Origin of the sequence: Streptomyces mesophilus (assembly GCF_040300965.1) — a bacterium.
Taxonomy (GTDB): Bacteria; Actinomycetota; Actinomycetes; order Streptomycetales; family Streptomycetaceae; genus Streptomyces; species Streptomyces mesophilus_A.
The window spans coordinates 13,118-36,831 of record NZ_JBEPEW010000011.1 but is presented as its reverse complement, the minus strand read 5'-3'; the positions used below and the strand labels follow the sequence as shown (position 1 = coordinate 36,831).

The window sequence follows — 23,714 nt, the reverse complement described above, 5'->3', positions numbered from 1 at the left end:
GTTGCTCCGTATTTAAAATGTCACGGCCGCTTGGTGCGGCCGCCCTTGTGGGCGCCGTTCTCCGTGCCGTGCTCGCTGTCGTACTTCTCGTAGGCGTCGACGATACGGCCGACGAGCTTGTGCCGTACGACATCGTGCGACGTGAGCCGCGAGAAGTGCACATCGTCCACGCCCTCCAGGATCTCCTGGACCTGGCGCAGACCGCTCTTCGTACCGCTCGGCAGGTCGACCTGGGTGACGTCACCGGTGATGACGATCTTCGATTCGAAGCCGAGCCGGGTCAGGAACATCTTCATCTGCTCGGGCGAGGTGTTCTGGGCCTCGTCGAGAATGATGAAGGCGTCATTGAGCGTGCGACCGCGCATATACGCCAGCGGCGCGACCTCGATCGTCCCGGCGGCCATCAGGCGCGGGATCGAATCCGGGTCGAGCATGTCGTGCAGCGCGTCGTAGAGCGGGCGCAGATACGGGTCGATCTTCTCGTAGAGCGTGCCCGGCAGGAATCCCAGGCGCTCGCCGGCCTCGACCGCGGGACGGGTCAGGATGATGCGGTTGACCTGCTTGGACTGCAGGGCCTGCACCGCCTTCGCCATGGCGAGATAGGTCTTGCCCGTACCGGCGGGGCCGATGCCGAAGACGATCGTGTGCTGGTCGATCGCGTCGACATAGCGCTTCTGGTTGAGCGTCTTGGGGCGGATCGTGCGCCCCCGCGAGGACAGGATGTTCTGCGTCAGCACCTCGGCCGGGGTCTCGTCCGGCCCTTCCCCGTTCTCGCTCGCCCTGAGCATGGCGATCGAGCGTTCCACTGCGTCCTCCGTCATCGGCTGGCCCGTGCGGAGCACCAGCATCATCTCGTCGAACAGGCGCTGTACGAGAGCGACTTCTTCGCGGTCGCCGACGGCGCTGATCTCATTGCCCCGGACATGGATGTCGGCCGCCGGGAAGGCCTTCTCGATCACACGCAGCAGGGAGTCTCCGGAGCCGAGCACCGTCACCATCGGGTGCTTGGCAGGCACGGTGAACTGGGCTCGTGCGGGGCCCTGCGCGGAGGGCTGAACTGTCGGTGTCTGAGTCATGAGCCGGCGCTGTGGCCTGAGGTCGTCCTCCTCGTGCGGCGCTCCGCCTGCGGCGGCGGACCTTGCACTCCAAGGGTACGTCGGGGGACTGACAGGACCGAGGGGTTTTACGGCGCCCGGCGGACTGTCGGCGCCCCGGGCCGTTGTTTTAAGGGGCACCGTGGCAGGCAGCCCTCCAGGTATCAGGGACAATGGGCCGCATGAGCGCACCTTCCTCCGAGTCGCAGGCACCGCACCGCGCAGGTTTCGCCTGCTTCGTGGGCCGTCCGAACGCGGGCAAGTCCACCCTGACCAACGCACTCGTGGGCCAGAAGGTCGCCATCACGTCGAACCGGCCGCAGACCACGCGGCACACGGTGCGCGGCATCGTGCACCGCGAGGACGCGCAGCTGATCCTGGTGGACACCCCCGGCCTCCACAAGCCGCGCACCCTCCTCGGCGAGCGGCTCAACGACGTCGTCCGTACGACATGGGCCGAGGTCGACGTCATCGGCTTCTGCCTGCCGGCGAACGAGAAGCTCGGTCCGGGCGACCGCTTCATCGCCAAGGAGCTCGCGGGGATCAAGAAGACCCCGAAGATCGCGATCGTCACCAAGACGGACCTCGTCGAATCCAAGGCGCTCGCCGAGCAGCTGATCGCCATCGACCGGCTCGCGCAGGAGCTGGGCTTCGAGTGGGCCGAGATCATCCCGGTCTCCGCGGTCAAGGGCGAGCAGGTCGGGCTGCTCGCGGACCTCCTCGTCCCGCTGCTTCCGGAGAGCCCGCCGCTCTACCCGGAGGGCGACCTCACGGACGAGCCGGAGATGGTGATGGTGGCGGAGCTGATCCGCGAGGCCGCGCTCGAAGGCGTACGGGACGAGCTGCCGCACTCGATCGCGGTGGTCGTCGAGGAGATGCTGCCGCGCGAGAACCGCCCGAAGGACAAGCCGCTGCTCGACATCCACGCGAACGTCTACATCGAGCGCTCCAGCCAGAAGGGCATCATCATCGGCCCCCAGGGCAAGCGTCTGAAGGACGTCGGGACCAAGTCCCGCAAGCAGATCGAGGCGCTGCTCGGTACGCCGGTCTTCCTCGACCTGCATGTGAAGGTCGCCAAGGACTGGCAGCGGGACCCCAAGCAGCTGCGGAAGCTGGGGTTCTAGCCGGCTTCGCGCACAGCGGTGAACCCTCGCGCACAGCCGTGAACGAAGTCCGGGCGTCCACCCCGCTTGCTGGGTGGACGCCCGGACTTCTGCGTTCGGCGGCGTGAGCTGCCTGATGGAGACGTTGGCTACTTGATGTAGACCAGACCGTCCGTCGTGATGGTCGGACGGCCGCTGGTGCCGACCACGACGATCTTCACGGTGTGCTTGGCGCTGCCGGCCCACGTCTTCGTCCAGATCGCCTGGCGGTACAGCGTGGTGGAGGACTTCAGGTCGACGGTGCTGACCTTCACGCCGTCCACGTAGACGTACACCTGACCCGAGGACGACGCCCGGCTGACCACCCACGAGGCGGAGCGCCCGGTGAACGTCCAGCTCAGGCTCGCACCCTTGGAACCGCTCGAGTACGACTTGCCGCCCAGGTAGCTGGTGGAGGAACGGGTCGTCCAGCTGCCGGACTTGACCGCGGAGGTCTCCTGCAGGATGACCGGCGTGAAGGCCGCGGACGCCGTACGGGAGTTGCCCGCGAAGTCGTACGCCGCCATCGACCAGGTGGTCGCGGTGCCGGGCTTGGCCGTGCGGGCGACCGAGGTGGTGGTCGGGCCGAACGTGGCGGCGGTGGGAACGACCTGCTTCACGCTCTGCAGTGCCGTGTTGTCGGCGGCCTTCCAGCGCAGGCTCACCGGGACCGAGGTGGTGGTGACGGTGCCGGTGGCCAGGGCCAGGTTCGGCGCGGTCGGGAAGGTCGGCGCGGTGGTCTCCGCCACGAAGTTCTGCGCGGTGGTGGTCACCGTCCTGCCGGACTGGTGCACGGCGCGTACGGCGACGGTGTGGCTGCCCACGGCGAGCGTGGCGGCGGCCGAAGTGGCCGTACCGGAGGCGGTGGCGGCGACCTTGCCGTCCACGAGGAGCTCGAAGCGCTTGATCAGGGAGCCGGGCGTCGTGGTCGACCACTTCGCGGTGATCGCGCCCTTCGTGTAGTACGTCGTGCCCGACAGCGCCGCACCGGTGGTCGAGGTGACCTTCAGGCCCTGCACCGGACCGGACGCCATGGTGCGGATGGCCGGCAGCTGGGCGTAGAGGGAGTTGCCCGGGCACTGCGTGTTGTAGCCGTCGCGGTGGGCGGAGACCCGGTTGAACGTGTACGTGCTGCCCGCGGTGAAGCCGGTGCCGAAGTAGTTCTTCTGCGTCGCGCCCGCGGTGAGCTGGACGGTCCCCGACGGGTCGGCGTTGTACTGGCCGAGCTTCCAGGCGGCGATCCGGGCGACCGAGGTCTGCGCGGCCGAGGCGGCGCCGGCGGTCGTGTAGTTGCCGAGGACCGCGATGCCGGTCGACTCACGGTTCCAGCCGTAGGTGTGCGCGCCGAGCACCGGCAGGTCGATGCCGCCCTTGCGGCCCTCGAAGACCGTGCCGCACTTGTCGACGAGGAAGTTGTAGCCGATGTCGTTCCAGCCGTTGGTCTGCGTGTGGTACGCGTAGATGCCCCGGACGATGGCCGCCGAGTCGGTGCACGCGTAGGTATTGGTGCCGTCCGTGTGGTGCACGAACACGGCCTTGACGTCGGCGTTGTACTCCGACGGGTCGGGGCTCAGCTTCTCGTCCGCGCCCCAGCCGGCGCGCGAGGTGACCGGCGGCTGCGGCACGGTCGACGGCGGCGCGGTGGGCGTCGTGGGCGAGGGGCTGGCGGTTGCGGAAGCCGACGGGCCGGCGGTTGCGGAAGCCGACGGCGAGGCCGGGTCACTGGACGAGGGCGATGGCGAGGACGAGTCGCCGGGCGAGGCGGTCGCACCCGGCGTCTCCTCGACCGCGTACGCCGCCGGCTCGGCCCGCGTCTCGGCCTTGGTCACCACACCCGGGTCGATCAGACTGACCTCGAGGCCCTTGGGGAGCGCGGAGGTGGAGCCGTCCTTGTGGACTACCTGCACCTCGACACCGTCGGAGGGGCCCACCCAGACCGGCTCGGTGGCGCCGCGCGCCTCCTCGCGGGCCTCGGGGTCCTCCAGCGGATCGACGTTCGCCTCGAGCTCCCGCCAGCCGGACCACGCACCGGTCCCGATGCTGCGGGTGCGCACCTGGGCCTTGCCCTGCAACCGCTTCTCCGCGTCCGTCCAGGAGACACCGAGCATCGAGAACTGCTCGGTGTCCGTACGCGGCAGCTCACGCCGGCCGTTCTGCGCGCTCTTCAGCGTCAGGTCGTAGACCTTCACCGGACGCTTGGCCTGACCCGTGCCCGACTGTCCGTCGGACGGGCTCGCGACGGCGTACGTGATGATGCCGCCGCCTCCCACCAGCACCGCACCGAGCGTCAGCCAGGCTCGGCGCTTCATGCTCAGCGGTCTGTATGCATGCGACATGCGTCGACTCACGGATTCCCACCCCTGAAAGGTCCGAGGACCAAAAGAAAGACGTCACTGGAGGCACACCCGTCACAGGTGCGGCCACGCTTGGACAGCGGGGTGGGAGCAGGAAGTGTCACCGCCGAACCGCTTCAAGTGACCTAAGTCACGCTACGGCTGGGGGGATTGGGGCAGGTGGGACGACTCGGCCAGGGGCGGGGCCGGCCGTCGACGACCCCGCGTCGACGGCCCCGCGGAGCGGGCTCCTGGTCGCCCGCGTTCAGTCGCCCTCTTTGAGCACCCGCGAGATCAACTTCCGCTGCGGCTCGGTCAGCCGCGGATCCGCGCAGTACACGGTCCGCCCGTCGACGGTGATTTGGTACGTGAAACCGTCCGGCACCCCTATCGGGGGCGAGAGCCGGCCCTGCGCGAGGGCCTCCTCGGCGAGCGCCTGCCAGTCCGCCGCATCGAGGCGGCCCTTCGTATCGACCGAGCGGTAGTGATCGAGACCGCCGAACCCTCCGGTACGCCTGACTTGGATACGCATGTCTTCCTGTCTAGTACGGGGCGGGCCGGTGCGGAACCCGCCCCGTACCCGGGATCACGACGAGGCGACGCCCACCTGGGACCAGGCCTTCACCACCGCCTGGTGCTCCTCGCCCTCCCCGTAACGGGAGGCCGCGGCCGCCACCGTCGCCTTGGCGAAGTCCTCGAAGTTCGCGTCGACTTCGAGCCCGCCGGCCGTCAGCGTGTCGTACCAGATCTGCCCGGCCCGCTCCCACGCGTTGCCGCCGAGGGCCTCCGCCGCCAGGTAGAAGGCGTGGTTGGGGATGCCCGAGTTGATGTGCACGCCGCCGTTGTCGCGGCCGGTGCGCACATAGCCGTCCATCGTGGCCGGCTGCGGGTCCTTGCCGAGCACGTCGTCGTCGTACGCCGAACCCGGCTCCTTCATCGAGCGCAGCGCCTTGCCCGTGACACGCGGCGCCAGCAGCCCCGCACCGATCAGCCAGTCGGCCTGCTCGGCGTTCTGGCCGAGCGTGTACTGCTTGATGAGCGAGCCGAAGACGTCCGAGACCGACTCGTTGAGCGCGCCCGGCTGCCCGAAGTACGAGAAGTTCGCGGTGTACTGCGTGACGCCGTGGGCGAGTTCGTGGCCGATGACGTCCACCGGGATCGTGAAGTCGAGGAAGATCTCGCCGTCCCCGTCGCCGAACACCATCTGCTCGCCGTTCCAGAAGGCGTTCCCGTAGTCCTCGCCGAAGTGCACGGTGGCGATCAGGGGGAGGCCCTGGCCGTCGATGGAGTTGCGCGAGAACGCCTTCAGGAACAGCTCGAAGGTCGCGCCGAGGCCCGCGTACGCCCGGTTGACCGTCGCGTCCTTGCCGGGCTTGTCGCCCTCGCCGCGGACCTTCTTGCCGGGCAGGTCCTGCTTGTGCTTCGCGTCGTGGATGGTGCGGTTCGGCTTCTCCGGCTCGGCGGCCGGGGCAACCGAGGGCGCGCCGACGACCGTGGTCAGCCGGCGCGCGGTGCGCTGTGCGGCGTCCGCGACGAGGGTCTTACGGGCGGCTGCGGACAGCTGCGGGTCCCCGGACCTGGCGAGGCGGTCGAGAACATGGGGCGGCACGATGGTGCAGAAGACAGGCTCGAAGCCCGTGCGGTTGGCGGTCATGGCCGCACAGTGGCACTGAGTTATGACTCTGTCACTACCAGCAACCATGATCGGTGAACGGGATTCGCGAGATCGAGCGAAGACCGGCCATTCCGAGGCATTCCTCACCTCTGGCCCGATACGTACGCCCGGTCCCGCATACTGAAACAGTCCCGCGCCCGGCGTGAGCCTCGGCTACGCTGCTCGGCATCATGCGTTTCGGGCTGCTTCTCCTTAGCTGCCGCGGCGAGGGCCTGTAAGACGTAGGCCGACCCCCTCCCCGCGGAGTTTGGTGTTGCGCTACGACCCGTCGGCCGCCCACGAGCGGACCAATGAGGAGCCCTACGCATCATGACTGCATTTGCAGGCAACGAGACGCCCATCACCAATGCCACGCACGACCAGAAGCCCTCGGGCATGCCGGTCCACAAGTACCGCGGGTACGAGGACGTGGACATCGCCGACCGCACCTGGCCCTCGCAGCGCATCACCAAGGCGCCTCGCTGGCTGTCCACGGATCTGCGGGACGGCAACCAGGCCCTGATCGACCCGATGTCGCCCGAGCGCAAGCGCCGGATGTTCGACCAGCTGGTCAAGATGGGCTACAAGGAGATCGAGGTCGGCTTCCCGGCCTCCGGTCAGACCGACTTCGACTTCGTACGGTCGATCATCGAGGAGCCGGGCGCCATCCCGGACGACGTCACCATCTCCGTCCTGACCCAGGCCCGTGAGGACCTGATCGAGCGGACCGTGGAGTCCCTGAAGGGCGCCAAGCGGGCCACCCTGCACCTGTACAACGCGACCGCGCCGGTCTTCCGCCGGGTCGTCTTCCGCGGCTCCAAGGAAGACATCAAGCAGATCGCCGTGGACGGTACGCGGCTGGTGATGGAGTACGCCGAGAAGCTGCTGGACGAGCGGACCGTCTTCGGTTACCAGTACAGCCCCGAGATCTTCACGGACACCGAGCTGGACTTCGCCCTGGAGGTCTGCGAGGCCGTATGTGACGTATGGCAGCCGGGTCCGGGCCGCGAGATCATTCTCAACCTGCCCGCCACGGTGGAGCGTTCGACCCCGTCGACGCACGCGGACCGCTTCGAGTGGATGGGCCGCAATCTGACCCGTCGCGAGTACGTCTGCCTGTCGGTGCACCCGCACAACGACCGCGGCACCGCGGTGGCCGCCGCCGAACTGGCCCTGATGGCCGGCGCCGACCGTATCGAGGGCTGCCTGTTCGGGCAGGGCGAGCGCACCGGCAACGTCGACCTGGTGACCCTGGGCATGAACCTGTTCTCGCAGGGCGTGGACCCCGAGATCGACTTCTCCGACATCGACGAGATCCGTCGCGTGTGGGAGTACTGCAACCAGATGGAGGTCCACCCGCGCCACCCGTACGTGGGCGATCTGGTCTACACGTCCTTCTCCGGCTCCCACCAGGACGCCATCAAGAAGGGCTTCGACGCGATGGAGGCCGACGCGAAGGCCAAGGGCGTCACCGTCGACGAGATCGAGTGGGCCGTGCCGTATCTGCCCATCGACCCGAAGGACGTCGGCCGCTCCTACGAGGCGGTCATCCGGGTCAACTCGCAGTCCGGCAAGGGCGGTATCGCCTACGTCCTGAAGAACGACCACAAGCTGGATCTGCCGCGCCGTATGCAGATCGAGTTCTCCAAGCTGATTCAGGCCAAGACGGACGCCGAGGGCGGCGAGGTCACGCCGGCCGACATCTGGGCCACGTTCCAGGACGAGTACCTGCCCAACCCGCAGAACGCGTGGGGCCGTATCCAGGTGCGCAACGGCCAGTCCACGACCGACCGCGACGGCATCGACACGCTGACCGTCGAGGCCGAGGTGGACGGTGTGGAGACCACGCTGGTCGGCACCGGCAACGGTCCGATCTCGGCGTTCTTCCACGCGCTGCAGGGCGTCGGCATCGATGCCCGCCTGCTGGACTACCAGGAGCACACGATGAGCGAGGGCGCCTCGGCGCAGGCCGCCTCGTACATCGAGTGCGCGATCGGCGACAAGGTCCTGTGGGGCATCGGCATCGACGCCAACACCACGCGTGCCTCGCTGAAGGCGGTCGTCTCCGCGGTCAACCGCGCCTCGCGCTGACCCGTTTCGGCACCCGCTGATCCTTTTCGGCACCCGCAGGCCGGGGCCCCGTCCGCTTCCCGCGGCCGGGGCTCCGGCCTTTTTCTGTACGTGTGTACGTACGGTCTTGGCCAATCTGGCGTCACAGGTGCTGACGGGCAATCACTGATGTGGCTAACATCACGCCAACGCGGCAGCGTTGCCGAAGCGTTACGGAGGTGTGGCGTGCGGACCAGTGGACGAGTTGGTCGAAACCCCGGCGTACTGGGACGCATCTGCGGTGTCCGTACCGCGTGGAACACCATCGGCGACGGAGAGTTCTTCTGCCCGGGCTGCGGCGGGGACCGCAACTACCGTCGCAGGACCGGCCGCAGGCGCTTCACGCTGCTCGGTGTGCCGCTTCTGTCGCGCGGCACCGCGGGCCCGGTCGTCGAATGCGCCTCGTGCCGCGACCACTTCGGGACCGACGTCCTCGACCACCCGACCACGCACCGGTTCTCCGCGATGCTGCGCGACGCCGTGCACACGGTCGCCCTCGCGGTCCTCGCGGCCGGCGGCACCTCTTCTCGTACGGTCCTTTCGCGGGCCGTCGGGGCGGTGCGCTCCGCGGGCTTCGACGACTGCACGGAGGACCAGCTGACCACGCTGGTGGCCGCGCTCGCCGAGGACACGGGGCGGCTGCCCGGCGGTCCCTGTGACCCCTCGGGGGTCACCCTCGCCATCGAACTCCACGAGGCGCTCGACCCGTTGGCGCCGCATCTGGCTCCGCCCGGACGGGAGGCGATTCTGCTGCAGGCCGCGCGGATCGCTCTCGCGGACGGCCCGTACACCCCTGCGGAGCGCGAGGTGCTGGCCACGGTGGGGGCCGCGCTGACCATGGGGACCGAGGACGTCGAACGGCTGCTTGCGGCCGCGCGTACGCCTTCCTGACAGGCCCGCTCACCCCTCAGCGGTGATGCATCAGCGCGAGCAACCGTGCCTGCTCGAGCTTCAGCGACTCGAATGAGGCCCGCAGGTAGTCGTCCAACTCGATATACGGGAAATTGCCGGCTGTCGACACGTGGTCACGCAACTCGACGGTGTCGAAACCGTCTTCCTGCCAGTGGGCGACGACCGTCTCCACTAAAGCTCGCTGAGCTGCCGGTTCACCTGGACCAGATGGTCGTTTCGGCGCGCCAGGCGCAGGTGGGTGGCACAGACCTGCGCCGTACCCGTACTCCCCAGGGAGTAACCCCGCCCCCGAGCCACCCCCGGGAGTACCCCCCAACTCGCCCGCACGTCCGACGAAAGCCGCCCTGCCCGCCGGGAGTCTGGTGACCACCGGACAACGGGACGAGGGAGGGATTCGCCATGACGGCGAAGACGCAGGGCAGGACCCGCAGGCGGGCGATTCCGTGGGTGATGCTCGGGCTGTGGGTGGCGATTCTGGCGCTTGCCATGCCGTTCGCGGGCAAGACCGGGGATGTGCAGCAGGACAGGGCCGTCGACTATCTGCCGGCCAGTGCCGACTCCACCCGGGTGGCCAAGATCCAGGAGCAGCTGCCTGGGGGCGAGTCCACCGAGCTGGTGCTCGTCTATCACCGTGACGGCGGGCTCACCGCGCAGGACAAGGCCACCGCGCAGGGGCAGATCGACGAGATCGCCGGGCAGCACAAGCTTGTGGGCACCCCCGAGGCCGTACCGGCGAAGGGCGGGGACACCCTGTTCTATCCGGTGGCGAGCAATGAGCCCGGTTCGGACGAGAAGCTGCGGGACGCGTTCGTCAACGAAGTACGGGAAGTCGCCGAAGGCGGCGGCGGGTTGAGCGTCGACGTCGGCGGGCCCGGAGCGCTCGCGACCGACGCCTCCGAGGTCTACAACGCGCTCGACGGACCGCTGCTCTACACCACCGTCGCCGTCGTCGCGATCCTGCTCATCATCATCTACCGCAGCCCGCTCCTGTGGCTGGTCCCGCTGATCGTCGCCGGCATCGCCGACATGCTGTCCCTCGCCGTGACGTACGGCCTTCACCAGGCCTTCGACATCACGGTCAGTGGACAGTCCACCGGCATCATGACGGTGCTCGTCTTCGGCGCGGGGACGGACTACGCGCTGCTCCTGATCGCCCGCTACCGCGAGGAACTACGGCGTCAGGTCCGCCCGTTGGACGCGATGGCCACCGCCCTGCGCGGCTGCGGCCCCGCGATCCTGGCCTCCTCCGGCACGGTCGCCGCGGGCATGCTGTGCCTGCTCGCCGCCGATCTCAACTCCAGCAGCGGCATGGGCCCGACGGCCGCCGTCGGTGTGCTGTGCGCTCTGGTCGCGATGACCACGCTCCTTCCCGCGCTGCTCGTCCTGCTCGGCCGCCGGGTGTTCTGGCCGCTGATCCCCGCCTTCGGCTCCGAGCCCAAGCAGCGCCGTAGCGTCTTCGGAGCCATGGGCGCCTCGGTGCAGCGCCGCCCGCTCGCCGTGCTGATCGGCTCTGCGGTGGTCCTCGGTGCACTGTCGCTCGGCGCGTTCAACCTCTCGGGGAACGTGAAGCAGGAGGACTCCTTCACCAAGACCCCCGAGGCCGTACGGGCCATGACGACGCTCTCCGACGCGTACCCGGAGCGCTCGAGTCAGCCGATCACCATCCTCGCGCCGAACGGTGAGGCCGACCGAGTCCTCGGCGCCGCAAGGGACACCGACGGTGTGTCCGCTGCCGAACAGGGGCGCAGCGGCGACACCTGGACCGAGATCTCCGTGATCGCCGACGCCCCGCCGCAGTCCGCGGCCGAGACCGCGACCATCGAGAAGCTCAGGGACAAGCTCGACACCAGTCTGGTCGGCGGGCCCAGCGCCCAGCAGCTCGACCTCCAGGACACCAGCTCGCGCGACACGATGGTCGTCGTACCGATCGTGCTGCTCTCCGTCCTGCTCATCCTGATCGTGCTCCTGCGCTCCCTGGTCGCCCCGCTGCTCCTGACCGCGGCCGTGGTCGCGGTGTGGGGTGCTTCGCTCGGCATCGGCGGTCTGGTCTTCGAGTCGGTCTTCGGCTTCGAGGGCTCCGACTCCGGGCTTCCGCTGATCTCCTTCGTGTTCCTGGTCGCACTCGGCGTCGACTACGGCATCTTCCTGCTGCACCGGATGCGCGAGGAGGTGCTCGGCGGCCAGGACACCCCGACCGCCGCGCTCACCGCCCTGCGGACGACCGGAGGGGTGATCGCGTCGGCGGGCCTGGTGCTCGCGGCGACCTTCGGGGTCCTGATGAACATGCCGCTCGTCCAGCTCGTAGAGATGGGCTTCGTGGTCTCGGTCGGCGTGCTGCTCGACACCTTCCTCGTCCGTACCTATCTGGTGACCTCGGCGAGCATGGTGCTCGGCAGCAAGGTCTGGTGGCCGGGCCCGCTGTCGAAGCAGCCGGCGCGGACCGTGGTGCCCGAGCGGACCGAGCAGCCCGCGGCGACCGTGTGAGGGGTCCGCGGGGCCGCGGACCGGACCTCCTGGCAGTGGCCCAGGGGGTCCGGTCCGCGGCCCGATCGGCAAGGATGGGGGATGTGTTGAGGATCAAGCTGCCATCGGTCAAGCCGCCTTCCGGCGGCGACGAGAGGCGGCCCACGCCGCGCGACTGGCTGCTCGCGGCCGGGGTCGGCCTGGCGTCGATCCCGCTGGCGTTCGTCGGGCAGGGCGACAACGCCCATACGCCGGACCTGGTCGGCTGGACACTGTTCGCCCTGTCGGCGCTGACGTTGGCCTGGCGGCGGTACTTCCCGATGGGCGTGCTCGTCGCGCTGATCTTCCTCGAGGGCACCTACCACCGCCTGAACAACGCCCACTCGGCGCTGATCCCGGTGACGATGGTCGCCATCTACTCGCTCGCGGTGGCCGGTCCCAGGCGGCGGACCCTGACCGTGCTGCCCACGCTGCTCGGGCTCAGCGTGATCATGCTCCTCAGTATCAACCCGCACCAGGGCGTGGAGCTGCTGCGGATCTCCGGCTGGATCATGGCCTGCGCACTCACGGGAGAGGCGGTCCGCGTGCACCGCAACTACATCGGCGCCATCGTGGAGCGCGCCGAACGCGCCGAACGCACCCGCGAGGAGGAGGCCGCGCGCCGGGTCGCCGAGGAACGGCTGCGGATCGCCCGCGATCTGCACGATCTCCTCGCGCACTCCATCACTTTGATCGGCGTGCAGACCTCGGTCGCCTCCCACGTCCTCACCGTCGACCCGGACCGCCTCGACCGCGCGGCGATATCGAAGGCGCTCGACGAGATCTCCGAGACCTGCCGTACGGCGCGCGGCGAACTGCGCTCCACGCTCGAAGTGCTGCGGGAGGCCGAACTCCCGGACGGGCGCGGACCGTTGCCCGGCCTTGACGGCCTGCCCGATCTGGCGGACTCGGCCCGTACGGCGGGCGCGCACGTGACCCTCGACGTCCAGGTCACGGACGCCCCGGCCGCGGTGGGCGCGGCCGTGTACCGCCTCGTACAGGAGGCGCTCACCAATGCCGTACGGCATGCGGGGCCGGGCGTGAAGGTCGCGGTGCGCGTGGTGCCCGAAGGCGGCTGGGGTCTGCGCCTGAGCGTCGAGGACGACGGTCCCGAAGGGGCCGCGCCCGCCCGCACCGGCACCCCGGGATACGGTCTCGTCGGGATGCGGGAACGGGTCCGCAGCGTGGGCGGCACCTTGGACGCGGCGCCGCGCGATACGGGCGGTTTCGCGGTGACGGCGGTGCTGCCGCTGGGGCTCGCCGCCGCGGGGGAGAGGAGCGAGGGATGACCATCCGAGTGCTGCTCGCGGACGATCAGCGCCTGGTGCGCGCGGCGTTCGCGATGCTGGTCGAATCGGCCATGGACATGGAGGTCGTCGGCCAGGCGGGCACCGGACGCGAGGCCGTCGAACTCGCCCGCAGCGAACGCGCCGACCTGGTCGTCATGGACATCCGGATGCCCGAACTCGACGGCATCGAGGCGACCCGCCTGATCGCCGCCGACGAGGACCTCGCGGGCGTCAAGGTCCTGGTCCTCACCACGTACGACACGGACGAGCACGTGCTCGAGGCGCTGCGCGCGGGTGCGTCCGGCTTCCTGGTCAAGGACACCAAGCCCGCCGAACTCCTCGATGCCATACGGACGGTGGCGGCCGGCGAATCGCTTCTGTCGCCGGGTCCGACCTCCCGTCTGATCGCCCGTGTCCTGCGTGCCCCCGAGGCCCCGCAGGCGGGCGGCCCCGAAGGCCTCTCGGGACGCGAACGCGAGGTGCTCACGCTGGTCGCCCGCGGCCTCAACAACACCGAGATCGCCGAGTCGCTCGGCCTCAGCCCGCTCACGGCGAAGACCCATGTCAGCCGCATCATGGGCAAGCTCGGTGTCCGCGACCGGGCCCAACTGGTCATCTGCGCCTACGAGTCGGGCCTGGTGGCCCCCGGCGACTCCGGCTCCTGAGCGCTTCCGTCCCGGGGCGTACAGAAGTATTGCCGTACCCCTTGCGGCCCACTACGTTCACGCAAGACGTCCTACGTCCTACGTCCGATGTGCTTACGTCCGATGTGCATACGTCTTGTGCGAAGGAGAACGATGCTCTCACCGTGGAAGCGCAAGAGATCCCTGGCGGCGGGCGGCCTCGTCGCCGCCGCCCTCGCCGCACTGCTGCTGCCGGGTGCGCCCGCGTCGGCCGCGGCCCCTTGTAGCAGCTCCGTCCCGTACACCTCGGGTGAGGGCGGCTACGACACGTACCGCATCCCCGCCGTGGTCGAGACCCGCGCGGGCACCCTGCTCGCCTTCGCCGAGGGGCGCCTCGGCGGGGCCGGCGACACCGGCAACATCGACGTCGTCGTCAAGCGGTCCCGCGACGGCGGCTGCACCTGGGGCGACTTGAGCATCGTCGCGGCCGGCGGCGGCGACACCCGGGGCAACCCGGCGCCCGTGATCGACCCGCGCACCGGCAGGATCGTGCTGCTCACCTCGTACAACAGCGGTGATGTCACCGAAGCCCAGATCATGCGCGGCGAGGCGACGGCCGAACAGAGCCGCCGGGTCTTCGTGCAGACCAGCCGCGACGACGGCCGCAGCTTCAGCGCACCCCGCGACATCACCGCCACGACCAAGCACGCCGACTGGCGCTGGTACGCCACTGGTCCGGGACATGCCGTCGCCCTCACCCACGGCCGGCACGCGGGACGGCTCGTCGTCCCGGCCAACCACTCCGTCGCGCCGCCCGCCGGATCCGCGGACACGGGAGCGGAGGCCAAGTACTACGGCGCGCACTCGCTGTACAGCGACGACGGCGGGCGCACCTGGCGGATCGGCTTCGTCGACGACTCGTACGACGGCGTGATCAACTCCAACGAGTCGATCGCCGCCGAACTCCCCGACGGAACCCTCTACTTCAGCTCCCGCGACCAGAACGGCACGAGCCCCGGCAACCGTCTCGACAGCTACTCGCGCGACGGCGGGAAGACGCTGACCCGGCCGTACGCCGTCCAGCCCACACTGAACGACGTACCGGTGGTGCAGGCCAGTGTGCTGCAACTGGCGGGCAGGGAGGCCCCGTTGGTGTTCTCGGGGCCGTCCGTACCGACCGCGCGGCAGTCGATGGCCGTCTGGGCGAGTGAGGACCGGGGCGCCACGTTCACCAAGGTCCTCACCCTCTCCCAGGACAAGGCGGCCTACTCCGACCTGGTGCAGGTCGACCGCCGTACGGTGGGGCTCCTGTACGAGACCGGGGTGGCCGGAACGTACGAGACGATCACGTTCCGGCGGATCCCGGCGGACGTGATCGCTCCGTAGCGCGGCCTGTGGGTAGGGGCCCGGCCGCCGGGCCCCTACCGGGCGTTGCGCCTGCGGTAGTACGCGAAGCAGACGGCCGCAAGCAGCGGTCCCCACAGCAGGAGCGGGACGTAGGTGAGGTGGAAGAAGGCGAGTTCCCAGCCGTGCAGCGCCTTCGTGGGGTAGTCGCCGGGAAGCTGCTCCCCTTGGAGGGTGATCCCGGCCAGCTCGGTGGCGAAGGCGGCGGTCCACATGACGGTCAGGATCACGGCGCCGAGCGCGGCGGGCACGACGGCGGCGAGGGGCGGCACCCGGCGCCCGCCGAGCAGCGGGATCCAGCGCGGCAGGACCTCGCCCCACGCGGCGACAAGGCCGATCGCGGTGAAGGCGAGCAGCTCGGAGAAGATCGACAAGGCGACGATGTACACCGGCCCCGGCAACCACGACGGGAGCTGCCCCACGCCGTGCGTGGCCTCGTCGCCGATGTGGAAGATGACGGTCATGATCCGCCAAACCCCGGAAGGAAGCACGGTGAAGGGGATGGCGTAGGCCGCGATCCGCGCCCAGCGGGGGACACCGGGCACCGGGGTGTGCGCGCGCTTCCAGGCTGCGCGCAGTCGCCCGGTCGGGGCCGGTGCGGTGGGCGCGGTGGGTGCGGTGGCATGGTCGGCGGTGACAGTCATGCGTGCTCCTGGGGCCGTCAGTTGCTGCTCGCTTGAGCGGTATCAACTGTCACAGCCGTCCACGCCGGGGACGTCGCCCACCGTACTGAACCCGGATCAGTACGGTGGACGAGAACGCCACCGCTTCCGTAAGCCCTCAGGATGATCGTGCGGGCAGGGCACGTGCTCCCTGAGGATCATGCGCGCGGTGCGCGGTGCGCGGTGCGCGGTGCGCGGTGCGCGATGCACGTTTCAGAGCAGCCCGGCCGTCGCCAGGTACTTCCCCACCCGCTCCACCTCCGAAGGCGACAGCGGTACCTGCGGGACCGCTGTCGCCGCGCAGTCGATGACGCCGCGCAGCTGCAGCGCCGCCTTGAAGGCGCCGAGCGCCGAGGAGGAGCCGCCCATCCGGGCGGCGTCGCCGACGCCGACCATGCCGAACAGGGCGCACAGGCGCTCCTGTTCGGTGCGTGCGCGGTCCAAGTCGCCCTCCTTCGCGTACCGGTACAGGCGTACGTAACCCTCGGGGTCCACATTGCCCAGGCCCGGGACCACGCCGTGCGCGCCCATCGCGAGGGCGGAGTCGACGGTCAGTTCCGAGCCGGTCAGGACGCTGAAGCCGGGGATCCCGCGCGTGGCGATCAGGGAGGCGCGGAACGCGCCCTCGTCTCCGCTGGAATCCTTCAGGCCCGCGATCACCCCGTCCGAGGCCAGCTCCGCCACCAGGTCCGTGCCGAGCTTCAGGGGGACGGACACCGGCTGGTCGTAGGCGAAGACCGGCACGGGGGAGTGGGCCGCGACCGCCCGGAAGTGGCGGGAGATCTCGACCGGATGCGTACGGGTGTAGAAGGGCGCGGTCACCACGACCGCGTCCGCGCCCGCCGCCGTGACCGCGTCCACATGGTCGTGGACGCGCAGGGTCGTCATGTCGATCGCGCCCGCGAGGACGGGCAGTTGGCCGGCGACATGGCGGACGACCGTGTCGACGACGAGACGGCGGTGGCGGTCGGGGAGATACGCGGCTTCGGAGGACGAGCCGAGCACGAACAGGGCGTCGACGCCGGCCGACACCAGATGGTCCACGAGTCGGGTGAGCGAGGCCGTGTCCACCTCGTTGTCCGGTGTCAGGGGAGTGCAGACGGGCGGTACGACACCGGTCAGCGGGGCGGGGAGGGTCATCGAGTCTCCTTCACGGCCGTGGCGGCGGCCGGGTCGAGTGCGGCCGTGGCGGCGGCCTGGTGTACGAGGTCGTGGGTCGACTGGGAGCCGTCCACGGGGTGGTGACAGCGGAAGCGGTGCCCGGCGGTCGCGGACTCGGTGACCTCCGGCATGGTCTCGGCGCACTGGTCGTCGGCCTTCCAGCAGCGCGTACGGAACGGGCAGCCGGACGGTGGACGCGTGGCCGAGGGCACCGGGCCCACCAGCGGGATCGGATCGATCGGCGCGAGCAGACCGGGCGTCGCCGAGAACAGGGCGCGGGTGTACGGATGGCGGGCGGCGTCGAGCACCTCGTCGGCCGGGGACTCCTCCACGATCCGGCCGAGATACATGGTGATCACGCGGTCGCTCATCCTGCGCACGGTCTGGATGTCGTGCGAGACGAAGACCAAGGCCAGGCCCAGGCGTTCCTTGAGATCGAGGAGGAGGTTGAGGATCTGCGCGCGGACCGATACGTCGAGCGCGCTGGTCGGTTCGTCGGCGACCACCAGGTCCGGTTCGAGCGCCAGGGCCCGTGCGATGGCCACGCGCTGGCGCTGGCCGCCGGAGAGCTGTCCGGGCAGCCCGTCGGCGAGCACCTTGGGCAGGCCGACCAGGGCCATCAACTCCCGTACCCGCTCCTCCCGTTGGGCGGGCGTGCCACGACGGTGGACGTCCAGCGGGTCGCGCAGGATCTGGCGGATGGTGAGACGGCGGTTCAGGGCCGTGGACGGATCCTGGAAGATCATCGCCGTATGCGTGCCGATCGCGGCCCTGCGTTCGGCCGGCTTCATCGTCCACAGGTCCTTGTCCCGGAAGGCGACCGTGCCCGAGGTCGGCTGCTGTACGCCGACGAGCACCTTCGCCAGGGTGGACTTGCCGCAGCCCGACTCGCCCACGATGCCCACCGTCTCACCGGGGGCGATGGCGAGGTCGGCGCCGGTCAGGGCGTACACGCGATCGCGCGAGAAGAGACCGCCGGAGCGCGCCTTGTGCACGACGTGGGCGTCGGTCAGGGAGATCAGCGATGTCGCCGGCGGGCTCAACTGATCGGTGGAGCTGGTCACTTGAGTGCCTCGCTTCCTTCGCTGCTGCGGGGCGCGGGCACCGTGAGCGGCACCGCCGGATGGTGGCAGGCGGCCTCGTGCGCCCGGCTCGCACCGGTGAGTCCGGGTGCGGTCGTACGGCAGATCTCGCTCGCGAGCGGGCAGCGGTCCGCGAAGCGGCAGCCGGCCGGGAAGTCGGCGGGCGAGGGCACGACGCCCTTGATCTGCGTGAGCCTCTCGGCCGAGGCTTCGAGTGAGAGCACCGAGCCGAGCAGGCCGCGGGTGTAGTGGTGCGAGGGCAGCTCGACGAGATCGGCGGTGACTCCGGACTCGACGATCTGCCCGCCGTACATCACCACCACCCGGTCCGTGACATCCGCGACCAGCGCCAGGTCGTGCGAGACGAGGATGAGGGCGAAGCCCAGCTCCTCGCGCAGCCGGAGCAGCAGCTGGATGACCTGCGCCTGCACGGTGACGTCGAGCGCGGTGGTCGGCTCGTCGGCGACGATCAGCTTCGGGTTGCGGGACAGGGCCATCGCGATCAGGACGCGCTGGCGCTGGCCGCCGGAGAGCTCGTGCGGGTAGCTGCGCAGAGTGCGCTCCGGGTCGAGGCCCACCAGCTTCAGGAGCTCCTCGGACGTACGGGCTCCTCCTCGCCGTACGACCTGCTTGAGCTGGGCGCGGATCGTCATGGCGGGGTTCAGGGAGGACAGCGCGTCCTGGTAGATCATCGCCATGTCGTGCCCGAGCAGCCGCCGGCGCGAGCGCATCGGCAGACCGATCAGCTCCTGCCCGTCGAACATCACCGAGCCGCGGATCCGCGCACCCTTGGGCTCGAGGCCCATCACGGTCAGCGCGGTCAGCGACTTGCCGCAGCCCGACTCGCCCACGAGGCCGAGGACTTCACCGGGGCGCACCTCGAAACTGATGCCGTCGACGATGTCGATACCGCTGTGCCGCTGCTCGAAGCCGATCGCCAAGTCCCGTACGGAAAGGACGGGTTCGCCTGTCGGCAGCGGACGGGCGCGTTCGCGCAGCCGGGCCGCGGCCTCCGTCAGACCGGGCAGTTCGAGCACCTCGCCGGTGCCGGCCTCCGGGGCCTCCAGCCTGTCCTCGGCGAGCGCCTTCTTCGCCGGTACGTCACGGGCCACCGGAGCCGCCCAGGCGTCGGAGACGCCCTCGGACAGGATGTTCAGGGCCAGGACGGTGATCACCATGAGGAGGCCGGGGAACCAGGTCGCCCACCAGCCGTCGATCAGGATTAGGGCCTTGCCGTCCGCGATGACATTGCCCCAGGAGGGGTCCGGGGGCCGGACACCCGCCCCGATGAAGGACAGGGAAGCCTCGAAGACCATCGCGTCCGCGACCTGCACCGTGCAGAACACCAGGATCGGCGCGGCACAGTTGATGGCCACGTGCTTGGCGACGATATGCCAGGTGCGGGCGCCGATGACGCGTTCGGCGGTGACGTAGTCCTCGCCGTACTGGTCCATCACATTGGCCCGTACGACCCGGGCGATCGGCGGGGTGTAGAGGAAGGCGATCGTGCAGATGAGGACCGGCACACCGCCCTCGAACACCGCGATCAGCACCGCCGCGAGCGCGATGCCCGGGAAGGCCATGACCACGTCGAGGCAGCGCATCAGGAACTCGTCGACCGCCTTGCGGGAGGTCGCCGCTATCGCCCCGATCACCGCGCCCGCGATCAGACCGAGCAGGGTGGCTCCGAGGCCGATGAGCAGCGACATCCGCGCGCCGTACATCAGCCGGCTGAGGATGTCGCGGCCGAGGTGGTCCTGGCCGAGCCAGTGCTCACCGGAGGGCGCGCCGTCGCCGCCGATCCGCGGTGCCTGGTCGAGCGGGTCGTGCGGGGCGAGCAGCGGCGCGAACACCGCCATCAGGACGACGGCGGCCAGGATGCCGATCGCGATCCGGGACCTGAGAGGCATGCGCTTGAGGCCGCGCAGCCGAATTCCCGGACGGGACAGGGCAGTTGCCAGGCTCTTGCGCCGGGTCAGACCGAGTGGGCTCTTGTCGCCGAGCGGGCTCTTCTCCCCGTGGGGGCTGTTCTCGCCGTGCGGGCTGTTCTCGCCGTGCGGCGCTTGCTGAGTGGTCGGCATCAGGCGGCGCTCCTCAGGCGGGGGTTCACCAGGAGATATAGGATGTCGATCACGAGGTTGATCACCAGGAATCCGATCGCGGCGGTGAGGACGGCTCCCTGCACGACGGCCGGATCACCGTTCTTGACCGCGTCGATCATCAAGGTGCCCATGCCGGGCAGCTGGAAGATCTGCTCGGTGACCACCGCGCCGCCGAGCAGATACCCGACGCGCAGACCGAGCACGGTCAGCGGATTGATCAGCGCGTTGCGCAGCACATTGCGCCCGACCACGACGACCGGTGGCAGTCCGCTGCCGATCGCCGTACGCACGTAGTCCTTGTCGAGCTCCTCGACCACGGCCGTACGGACGATGCGGGTGAGCTGCGCGGCGATCGGCAGGGAGAGGGAAAAGGCGGGCAGGACCATCGTCTTGAGCCAGCCGCTGAAGGAGTCCGCCGGATTCACATAGCCGCCGGACGGGAACCAGCCGAACCCGTTGGCCAGGTACTGGATCATCAAGAGCGCCAGCCAGAACCCGGGGGCCGCGACCCCGACCAGGGAGATCACGCGGATCGCCTGGTCGGGCATGCGGTCGCGGTAGATCGCGGCGGTGACGCCCAGGATCAGGCCCACGACGATCGCGATCGCCAGACCCATGAAGGTCAGCTGCAGGGTCAGCGGCAGTGCGGTGCCGATCTCGTCGAGCACCGGTGTCTGCCGCAGGGCGCTGGTGCCCATGTCGCCCTGCACCAGATCCCCGACGAACGCCATGTAGCGCACCGGCAGCGGATCGAGCAGCCCGTTCTCCTCGCGGAACTCCTCCAGTTGCTCCTGCGTGGGGTTCGCGCCCTGGAAGAACGCGGAGGCCGGATCGGCGTCCGAGAACTGCATCACCAGGAAGACGAACAGGATCACGCCGAGCAGCAGAGGCACGAGCAGGGCGATGCGGCGGGCCAGAATCCTGGCGATCGCGGCCACGTATTGCTCCTCAAGTTGCTTTCCGAAGAGTTGCCTTCAGAGGCCGGTCAGTTGGCCCACTTGGCCTTGAGCAGATTGATCCCCGGATACGGCTGCGCGAGGACGCCCGTCAGCTTCTTCGGATCCCAGGCCGTCATCAGCTCGGTGTGCACGACCGGGTACAGGACCGCGTTCTCGGCGACGATGTCGATGTAGTCCTGCGTCATCTGCTTCTTCTTCTCGGGGTCCGCTTCCTCGGTGGCCCGGTCCATCAGCTTGAAGAGGTTCTTGGCCTCGGAGCTGGACGCCCACTTCGAGTACGTGGTCGACCACAGGTTCTGCGGCCCGTAGTTGTAATGCATGATCAGGTCGGCGTCGAGGCCGAACTGGTTGGGGTTGGACGCGGCCGCGACCACCTGGAAGTCCCGCTTCTGGTCCAGCTTGGTGAAGACCGCGGTGGTCTCCTGCGGTTCGAGGGTGGTCTCGACGCCGATCGCGTCCCAGCCCTCCTTGATGGTGGGCAGACAGTCCACGAGCCAGCTGACGTTGACGGCCATCAGGTCGATCTTCAGACCCGATACGCCCGCTTCCTTCAGGAGCTTCTTGGCCTTCTCGGGGTCGTACGTGTAGACCGTCTTGGCCGGGCGGTGCGAGGGGTTGTCCTCGTTGAGGAAGGACGTGGCCGGCTTGCCGTGTCCGCGCAGCGCGACCTCGACCATCTTCTCCTTGTCGATCGCGTAGTGCAGCGCCTGACGCACCCGTACGTCGTCGAAGGGCTTGTGCTTGGTGTTGAACATCAGGAACAGGTTGTTCATCCCGGCCCCGCCCTCGACGGTGAGCCCGCCCTTGCCGAGCTGGTCGATGTTGGCGTACGGGATGTTGTCGGCGATCTGCGCACCGGCGCTCGCGCCCGAGATCTTGGCGACGCGGGCGGCGGCGTCCACGATGGTCAGCCAGTTCATCTTCTTGAAGGCGGCCTTGCGGGGGCCGTTGTAGTCGGCGAAGGCCTCGAAGGTGGTGTTCGTCTTCGGCTGGTGCGAGGTCATCCTGTACGGACCCGAGCCGACGACCTTGGTGCCCTTCATCGCCTCGTCCCACGCGCCCGCCTCCCCGAACACGTGCTTCGGCATGATCTTCGCGAGCGTGAGCCGCGCGGCGCCGTCAGGGAACGGGAACTTGAGGTGCAGCTCGACGCTCTTGTCGTCGACCTTCTTGACCTCCTTGAGCCAGCTCGCGAAGAAGCCCTTGGCCAGGGTCGCGGTGTCCGGGTCGAGGATGCGGTCGAAGACGAAGACCACGTCGTCCGCGGTGACCGGTTTGCCGTCATGCCACTTGGCGCCCTCGCGCAGCGTGAACTTCCAGGTGGTGGCGTTCAGATCGGCCGGCACCTCGGTGGCGAGCGCCGCATACGGCTCGCGGGTGATCGGGTCGGTGTCGAGCAGCCCCTCGTACACGTGGTGGTTGCCCGCCATCGCGAACGCGGACGCGGTCTGCGTGGGGTCCCAACTGCCGTCGTTGCCATAGCCGATGACCGCGGTCAGCGTGGTGTCGCCGCCCTTGCCGCCGCCGCCCGTCTCGTTGGTGGACTTCGGGCCGCCTGAACAGGCGGAGAGGGTCGTGGTGATCGAGGCGGCCAGGCCAAGGGCGCCGGTGTACTTCAGGAAGGAGCGGCGCTGCAAGGCCGATCCCTGGGTCACGTCGCTCACGGTTCCTCCGGCGGGGTCGGGAAATCGAGTCGAACTCGATTGAGGGAGAGGGGAGATCGGACGTCCTACGTCATCGGACTGGCGTGACCATAGGAGCGCCGTACGGGGCGGTCAAGTGCTCGCGCACAGATCGCCCGGATCGCCGGGACGATTCCGGCATTGTTCAGAGGTCTAGACATCTATCGAAGGTGGCGCATGGCGTCTGACCTGCAATTTCTTTGATTCTCAAGAAAGTTCACACTTGAGGTGGGACGTGGGATGTCTTACGGGTCTAACCTGTCCGCCATGTCCGAGGACCTTGTGGGCCGCCGCCGAGTCGGGGGCCAGATCCGGCGCGAGATCATGCAGTTGATACTCGACCGCCGGCTGCGCCCGGGGTCGCCGCTGCCGACCGAGTCCGAGCTGATGGATTCGCTCGGCGTGAGCCGCAACTCCGTACGCGAGGCGCTCAAGGCGCTGCAGGCCCTGGACATCGTGGAGATCAGACACGGCTACGGCACCTATGTCGGCCAGGCCTCGCTGACCCCGCTCGTCGACGGCCTCACTTTCCGCACGCTCTCCCAGGTCGACGACGACACCCATGCCCTGGGGGAGATCCTCCAGGTCAGGGAGGTGCTCGAGGAGGGTCTCATCCGCCGTGTCGCCGAGACCCTCGAGGACACCGAACTCGACGGCCTCGAAGCGATCATCGAGCGGATGGAGGAGAAGGGCCGCGCGGGCGAACCCTTTCCCGAGATCGACCGCGAGTTCCACGAGGCGCTCTACGTCTCCCTCGGCAACGAACTGGTGCCCCAGCTCCTGGCCGCCTTCTGGAACGTCTTCCACCGCGTCGCCGGTGTCCGCGGCTGGGCCCGCGACCCCGCACCCGCCGTCACGGCCCGCCGCCACCGCGAGATCCTCACGGCGCTGCGCGCACGGGACGTGACCCACGCCCAGCGTGCGATGGCGGACCACTTCCGCGGGATCGAGGCGCGGGCGTGGCAGGGGACGCTCGGGGTCAAGTAATGCTGCTCATCGATGAC

Annotated in this window: 19 protein-coding genes; 8 read left to right on the top strand and 11 right to left on the bottom strand. The window is 69.3% G+C overall.

All coding sequences use genetic code 11. The annotated features are described in order from the left end of the window. Positions 1–20 precede the first annotated feature (20 nt). The gene (locus ABT367_RS06600; protein WP_352250240.1) at positions 21–1,076 is read right to left on the bottom strand and encodes a PhoH family protein; all 1,056 of its coding nucleotides are present in this window, start codon (positions 1,074–1,076) and stop codon (positions 21–23) included. A gap of 191 nt (positions 1,077–1,267) precedes the next feature. On the opposite strand from ABT367_RS06600, the gene era reads away from it, so the two are divergent. Beyond that, the gene (gene era / locus ABT367_RS06595; RefSeq protein ID WP_434975414.1) at positions 1,268–2,218 is read left to right on the top strand and encodes a GTPase Era; all 951 of its coding nucleotides are present in this window, start codon (positions 1,268–1,270) and stop codon (positions 2,216–2,218) included. 128 nt (positions 2,219–2,346) lie between these two features. On the opposite strand, the gene ABT367_RS06590 is transcribed toward era, so the two are convergent. The 3 genes from ABT367_RS06590 to ABT367_RS06580 form a co-directional block, all read right to left on the bottom strand. After that, positions 2,347–4,545: a peptidoglycan recognition protein gene (locus ABT367_RS06590; RefSeq protein ID WP_352250236.1), complete on the bottom strand. Its 2,199-nt coding sequence runs from the start codon at positions 4,543–4,545 to the stop codon at positions 2,347–2,349. Between the two features lie 289 nt (positions 4,546–4,834). After that, a complete protein-coding gene (locus ABT367_RS06585) occupies positions 4,835–5,101 on the bottom strand; it encodes a protealysin inhibitor emfourin (protein ID WP_352250234.1) in 267 nt (88 codons plus the stop codon). A 54-nt stretch (positions 5,102–5,155) separates the two neighbouring features. After that, positions 5,156–6,223: a M4 family metallopeptidase gene (locus tag ABT367_RS06580; RefSeq protein ID WP_352250232.1), complete on the bottom strand. Its 1,068-nt coding sequence runs from the start codon at positions 6,221–6,223 to the stop codon at positions 5,156–5,158. A 330-nt stretch (positions 6,224–6,553) separates the two neighbouring features. On the opposite strand from ABT367_RS06580, the gene leuA reads away from it, so the two are divergent. Both leuA and ABT367_RS06570 read left to right on the top strand, forming a co-directional pair. Beyond that, positions 6,554–8,314 carry a 2-isopropylmalate synthase gene (gene leuA, locus ABT367_RS06575; protein WP_352250231.1) on the top strand — a complete coding sequence of 587 codons (1,761 nt, stop codon included), beginning with the start codon at positions 6,554–6,556 and terminating at the stop codon, positions 8,312–8,314. A 147-nt stretch (positions 8,315–8,461) separates the two neighbouring features. Further along, positions 8,462–9,223 (top strand): TerB family tellurite resistance protein, encoded by a 762-nt coding sequence (locus tag ABT367_RS06570; protein ID WP_434975413.1) that lies wholly within the window; start codon positions 8,462–8,464, stop codon positions 9,221–9,223. Between the two features lie 16 nt (positions 9,224–9,239). Here ABT367_RS06570 and ABT367_RS06565 read toward each other — a convergent pair whose 3' ends face one another. Next, positions 9,240–9,416 (bottom strand): hypothetical protein, encoded by a 177-nt coding sequence (locus tag ABT367_RS06565; RefSeq protein WP_352250227.1) that lies wholly within the window; start codon positions 9,414–9,416, stop codon positions 9,240–9,242. Positions 9,417–9,643: 227 nt separating this feature from the next. Here ABT367_RS06565 and ABT367_RS06560 point away from each other — a divergent pair, with 227 nt between their 5' ends. The 4 genes from ABT367_RS06560 to ABT367_RS06545 all read left to right on the top strand — a co-directional run bounded on the left by ABT367_RS06560 (position 9,644) and on the right by ABT367_RS06545 (position 15,044). After that, entirely contained in the window at positions 9,644–11,728 is a 2,085-nt protein-coding gene (locus ABT367_RS06560) for an MMPL family transporter (RefSeq protein WP_352250225.1), read from the top strand. Between the two features lie 74 nt (positions 11,729–11,802). Next, complete coding sequence (locus ABT367_RS06555) at positions 11,803–13,035, top strand: sensor histidine kinase (RefSeq protein WP_434975412.1); 1,233 nt, start codon at positions 11,803–11,805, stop codon at positions 13,033–13,035. Beyond that, the gene (locus tag ABT367_RS06550; RefSeq protein ID WP_352250221.1) at positions 13,032–13,700 is read left to right on the top strand and encodes a response regulator transcription factor; all 669 of its coding nucleotides are present in this window, start codon (positions 13,032–13,034) and stop codon (positions 13,698–13,700) included. Before ABT367_RS06555 ends, ABT367_RS06550 begins: the two co-directional genes overlap by 4 nt. 132 nt (positions 13,701–13,832) lie before the next feature. Next, positions 13,833–15,044: a sialidase family protein gene (locus ABT367_RS06545; RefSeq protein WP_352250219.1), complete on the top strand. Its 1,212-nt coding sequence runs from the start codon at positions 13,833–13,835 to the stop codon at positions 15,042–15,044. Positions 15,045–15,079: 35 nt separating this feature from the next. On the opposite strand, the gene ABT367_RS06540 is transcribed toward ABT367_RS06545, so the two are convergent. From ABT367_RS06540 to ABT367_RS06515, 6 genes are all read right to left on the bottom strand, one after another. Further along, the gene (locus ABT367_RS06540; RefSeq protein ID WP_352250217.1) at positions 15,080–15,706 is read right to left on the bottom strand and encodes a hypothetical protein; all 627 of its coding nucleotides are present in this window, start codon (positions 15,704–15,706) and stop codon (positions 15,080–15,082) included. 231 nt (positions 15,707–15,937) lie between these two features. Beyond that, entirely contained in the window at positions 15,938–16,864 is a 927-nt protein-coding gene (locus ABT367_RS06535) for a dihydrodipicolinate synthase family protein (RefSeq protein WP_352250215.1), read from the bottom strand. Beyond that, on the bottom strand, positions 16,861–17,949 hold the full coding sequence (locus ABT367_RS06530) for an ABC transporter ATP-binding protein (RefSeq protein ID WP_352250213.1): 1,089 nt from the start codon (positions 17,947–17,949) through the stop codon (positions 16,861–16,863). Before ABT367_RS06530 ends, ABT367_RS06535 begins: the two co-directional genes overlap by 4 nt. After that, the gene (locus ABT367_RS06525) at positions 17,946–20,048 is read right to left on the bottom strand and encodes a dipeptide/oligopeptide/nickel ABC transporter permease/ATP-binding protein (RefSeq protein WP_352250211.1); all 2,103 of its coding nucleotides are present in this window, start codon (positions 20,046–20,048) and stop codon (positions 17,946–17,948) included. The genes ABT367_RS06530 and ABT367_RS06525 overlap by 4 nt, the downstream gene beginning before the upstream one ends. After that, entirely contained in the window at positions 20,048–21,007 is a 960-nt protein-coding gene (locus ABT367_RS06520; RefSeq protein WP_352250209.1) for an ABC transporter permease, read from the bottom strand. The genes ABT367_RS06525 and ABT367_RS06520 overlap by 1 nt, the downstream gene beginning before the upstream one ends. A gap of 47 nt (positions 21,008–21,054) precedes the next feature. After that, positions 21,055–22,692 (bottom strand): ABC transporter substrate-binding protein, encoded by a 1,638-nt coding sequence (locus ABT367_RS06515; RefSeq protein ID WP_352250207.1) that lies wholly within the window; start codon positions 22,690–22,692, stop codon positions 21,055–21,057. A 285-nt stretch (positions 22,693–22,977) separates the two neighbouring features. Between ABT367_RS06515 and ABT367_RS06510 the strand changes: the two genes are divergently transcribed. Next, positions 22,978–23,697 carry a FadR/GntR family transcriptional regulator gene (locus tag ABT367_RS06510; RefSeq protein WP_352250206.1) on the top strand — a complete coding sequence of 240 codons (720 nt, stop codon included), beginning with the start codon at positions 22,978–22,980 and terminating at the stop codon, positions 23,695–23,697. The last annotated feature ends 17 nt before the right edge of the window (positions 23,698–23,714 follow it).

What these genes read in the sequence shown, in the direction of transcription:
- ABT367_RS06545 (WP_352250219.1), top strand. Translation starts at nt 13,833, where the DNA reads ATGCTCTCACCGTGGAAGCGCAAGAGATCCCTGGCGGCGGGCGGCCTC.
- ABT367_RS06600 (WP_352250240.1), bottom strand. Translation starts at nt 1,076, where the DNA reads ATGACTCAGACACCGACAGTTCAGCCCTCCGCGCAGGGCCCCGCACGA.
- ABT367_RS06535 (WP_352250215.1), bottom strand. Translation starts at nt 16,864, where the DNA reads ATGACCCTCCCCGCCCCGCTGACCGGTGTCGTACCGCCCGTCTGCACT.
- ABT367_RS06525 (WP_352250211.1), bottom strand. Translation starts at nt 20,048, where the DNA reads ATGCCGACCACTCAGCAAGCGCCGCACGGCGAGAACAGCCCGCACGGC.
- ABT367_RS06585 (WP_352250234.1), bottom strand. Translation starts at nt 5,101, where the DNA reads ATGCGTATCCAAGTCAGGCGTACCGGAGGGTTCGGCGGTCTCGATCAC.
- ABT367_RS06570 (WP_434975413.1), top strand. Translation starts at nt 8,462, where the DNA reads ATGTGGCTAACATCACGCCAACGCGGCAGCGTTGCCGAAGCGTTACGG.
- ABT367_RS06540 (WP_352250217.1), bottom strand. Translation starts at nt 15,706, where the DNA reads ATGACTGTCACCGCCGACCATGCCACCGCACCCACCGCGCCCACCGCA.
- ABT367_RS06510 (WP_352250206.1), top strand. Translation starts at nt 22,978, where the DNA reads ATGTCCGAGGACCTTGTGGGCCGCCGCCGAGTCGGGGGCCAGATCCGG.
- ABT367_RS06550 (WP_352250221.1), top strand. Translation starts at nt 13,032, where the DNA reads ATGACCATCCGAGTGCTGCTCGCGGACGATCAGCGCCTGGTGCGCGCG.
- ABT367_RS06590 (WP_352250236.1), bottom strand. Translation starts at nt 4,545, where the DNA reads ATGAAGCGCCGAGCCTGGCTGACGCTCGGTGCGGTGCTGGTGGGAGGC.
- ABT367_RS06555 (WP_434975412.1), top strand. Translation starts at nt 11,803, where the DNA reads ATGGGGGATGTGTTGAGGATCAAGCTGCCATCGGTCAAGCCGCCTTCC.
- leuA (WP_352250231.1), top strand. Translation starts at nt 6,554, where the DNA reads ATGACTGCATTTGCAGGCAACGAGACGCCCATCACCAATGCCACGCAC.
- ABT367_RS06580 (WP_352250232.1), bottom strand. Translation starts at nt 6,223, where the DNA reads ATGACCGCCAACCGCACGGGCTTCGAGCCTGTCTTCTGCACCATCGTG.
- era (WP_434975414.1), top strand. Translation starts at nt 1,268, where the DNA reads ATGGGCCGCATGAGCGCACCTTCCTCCGAGTCGCAGGCACCGCACCGC.
- ABT367_RS06560 (WP_352250225.1), top strand. Translation starts at nt 9,644, where the DNA reads ATGACGGCGAAGACGCAGGGCAGGACCCGCAGGCGGGCGATTCCGTGG.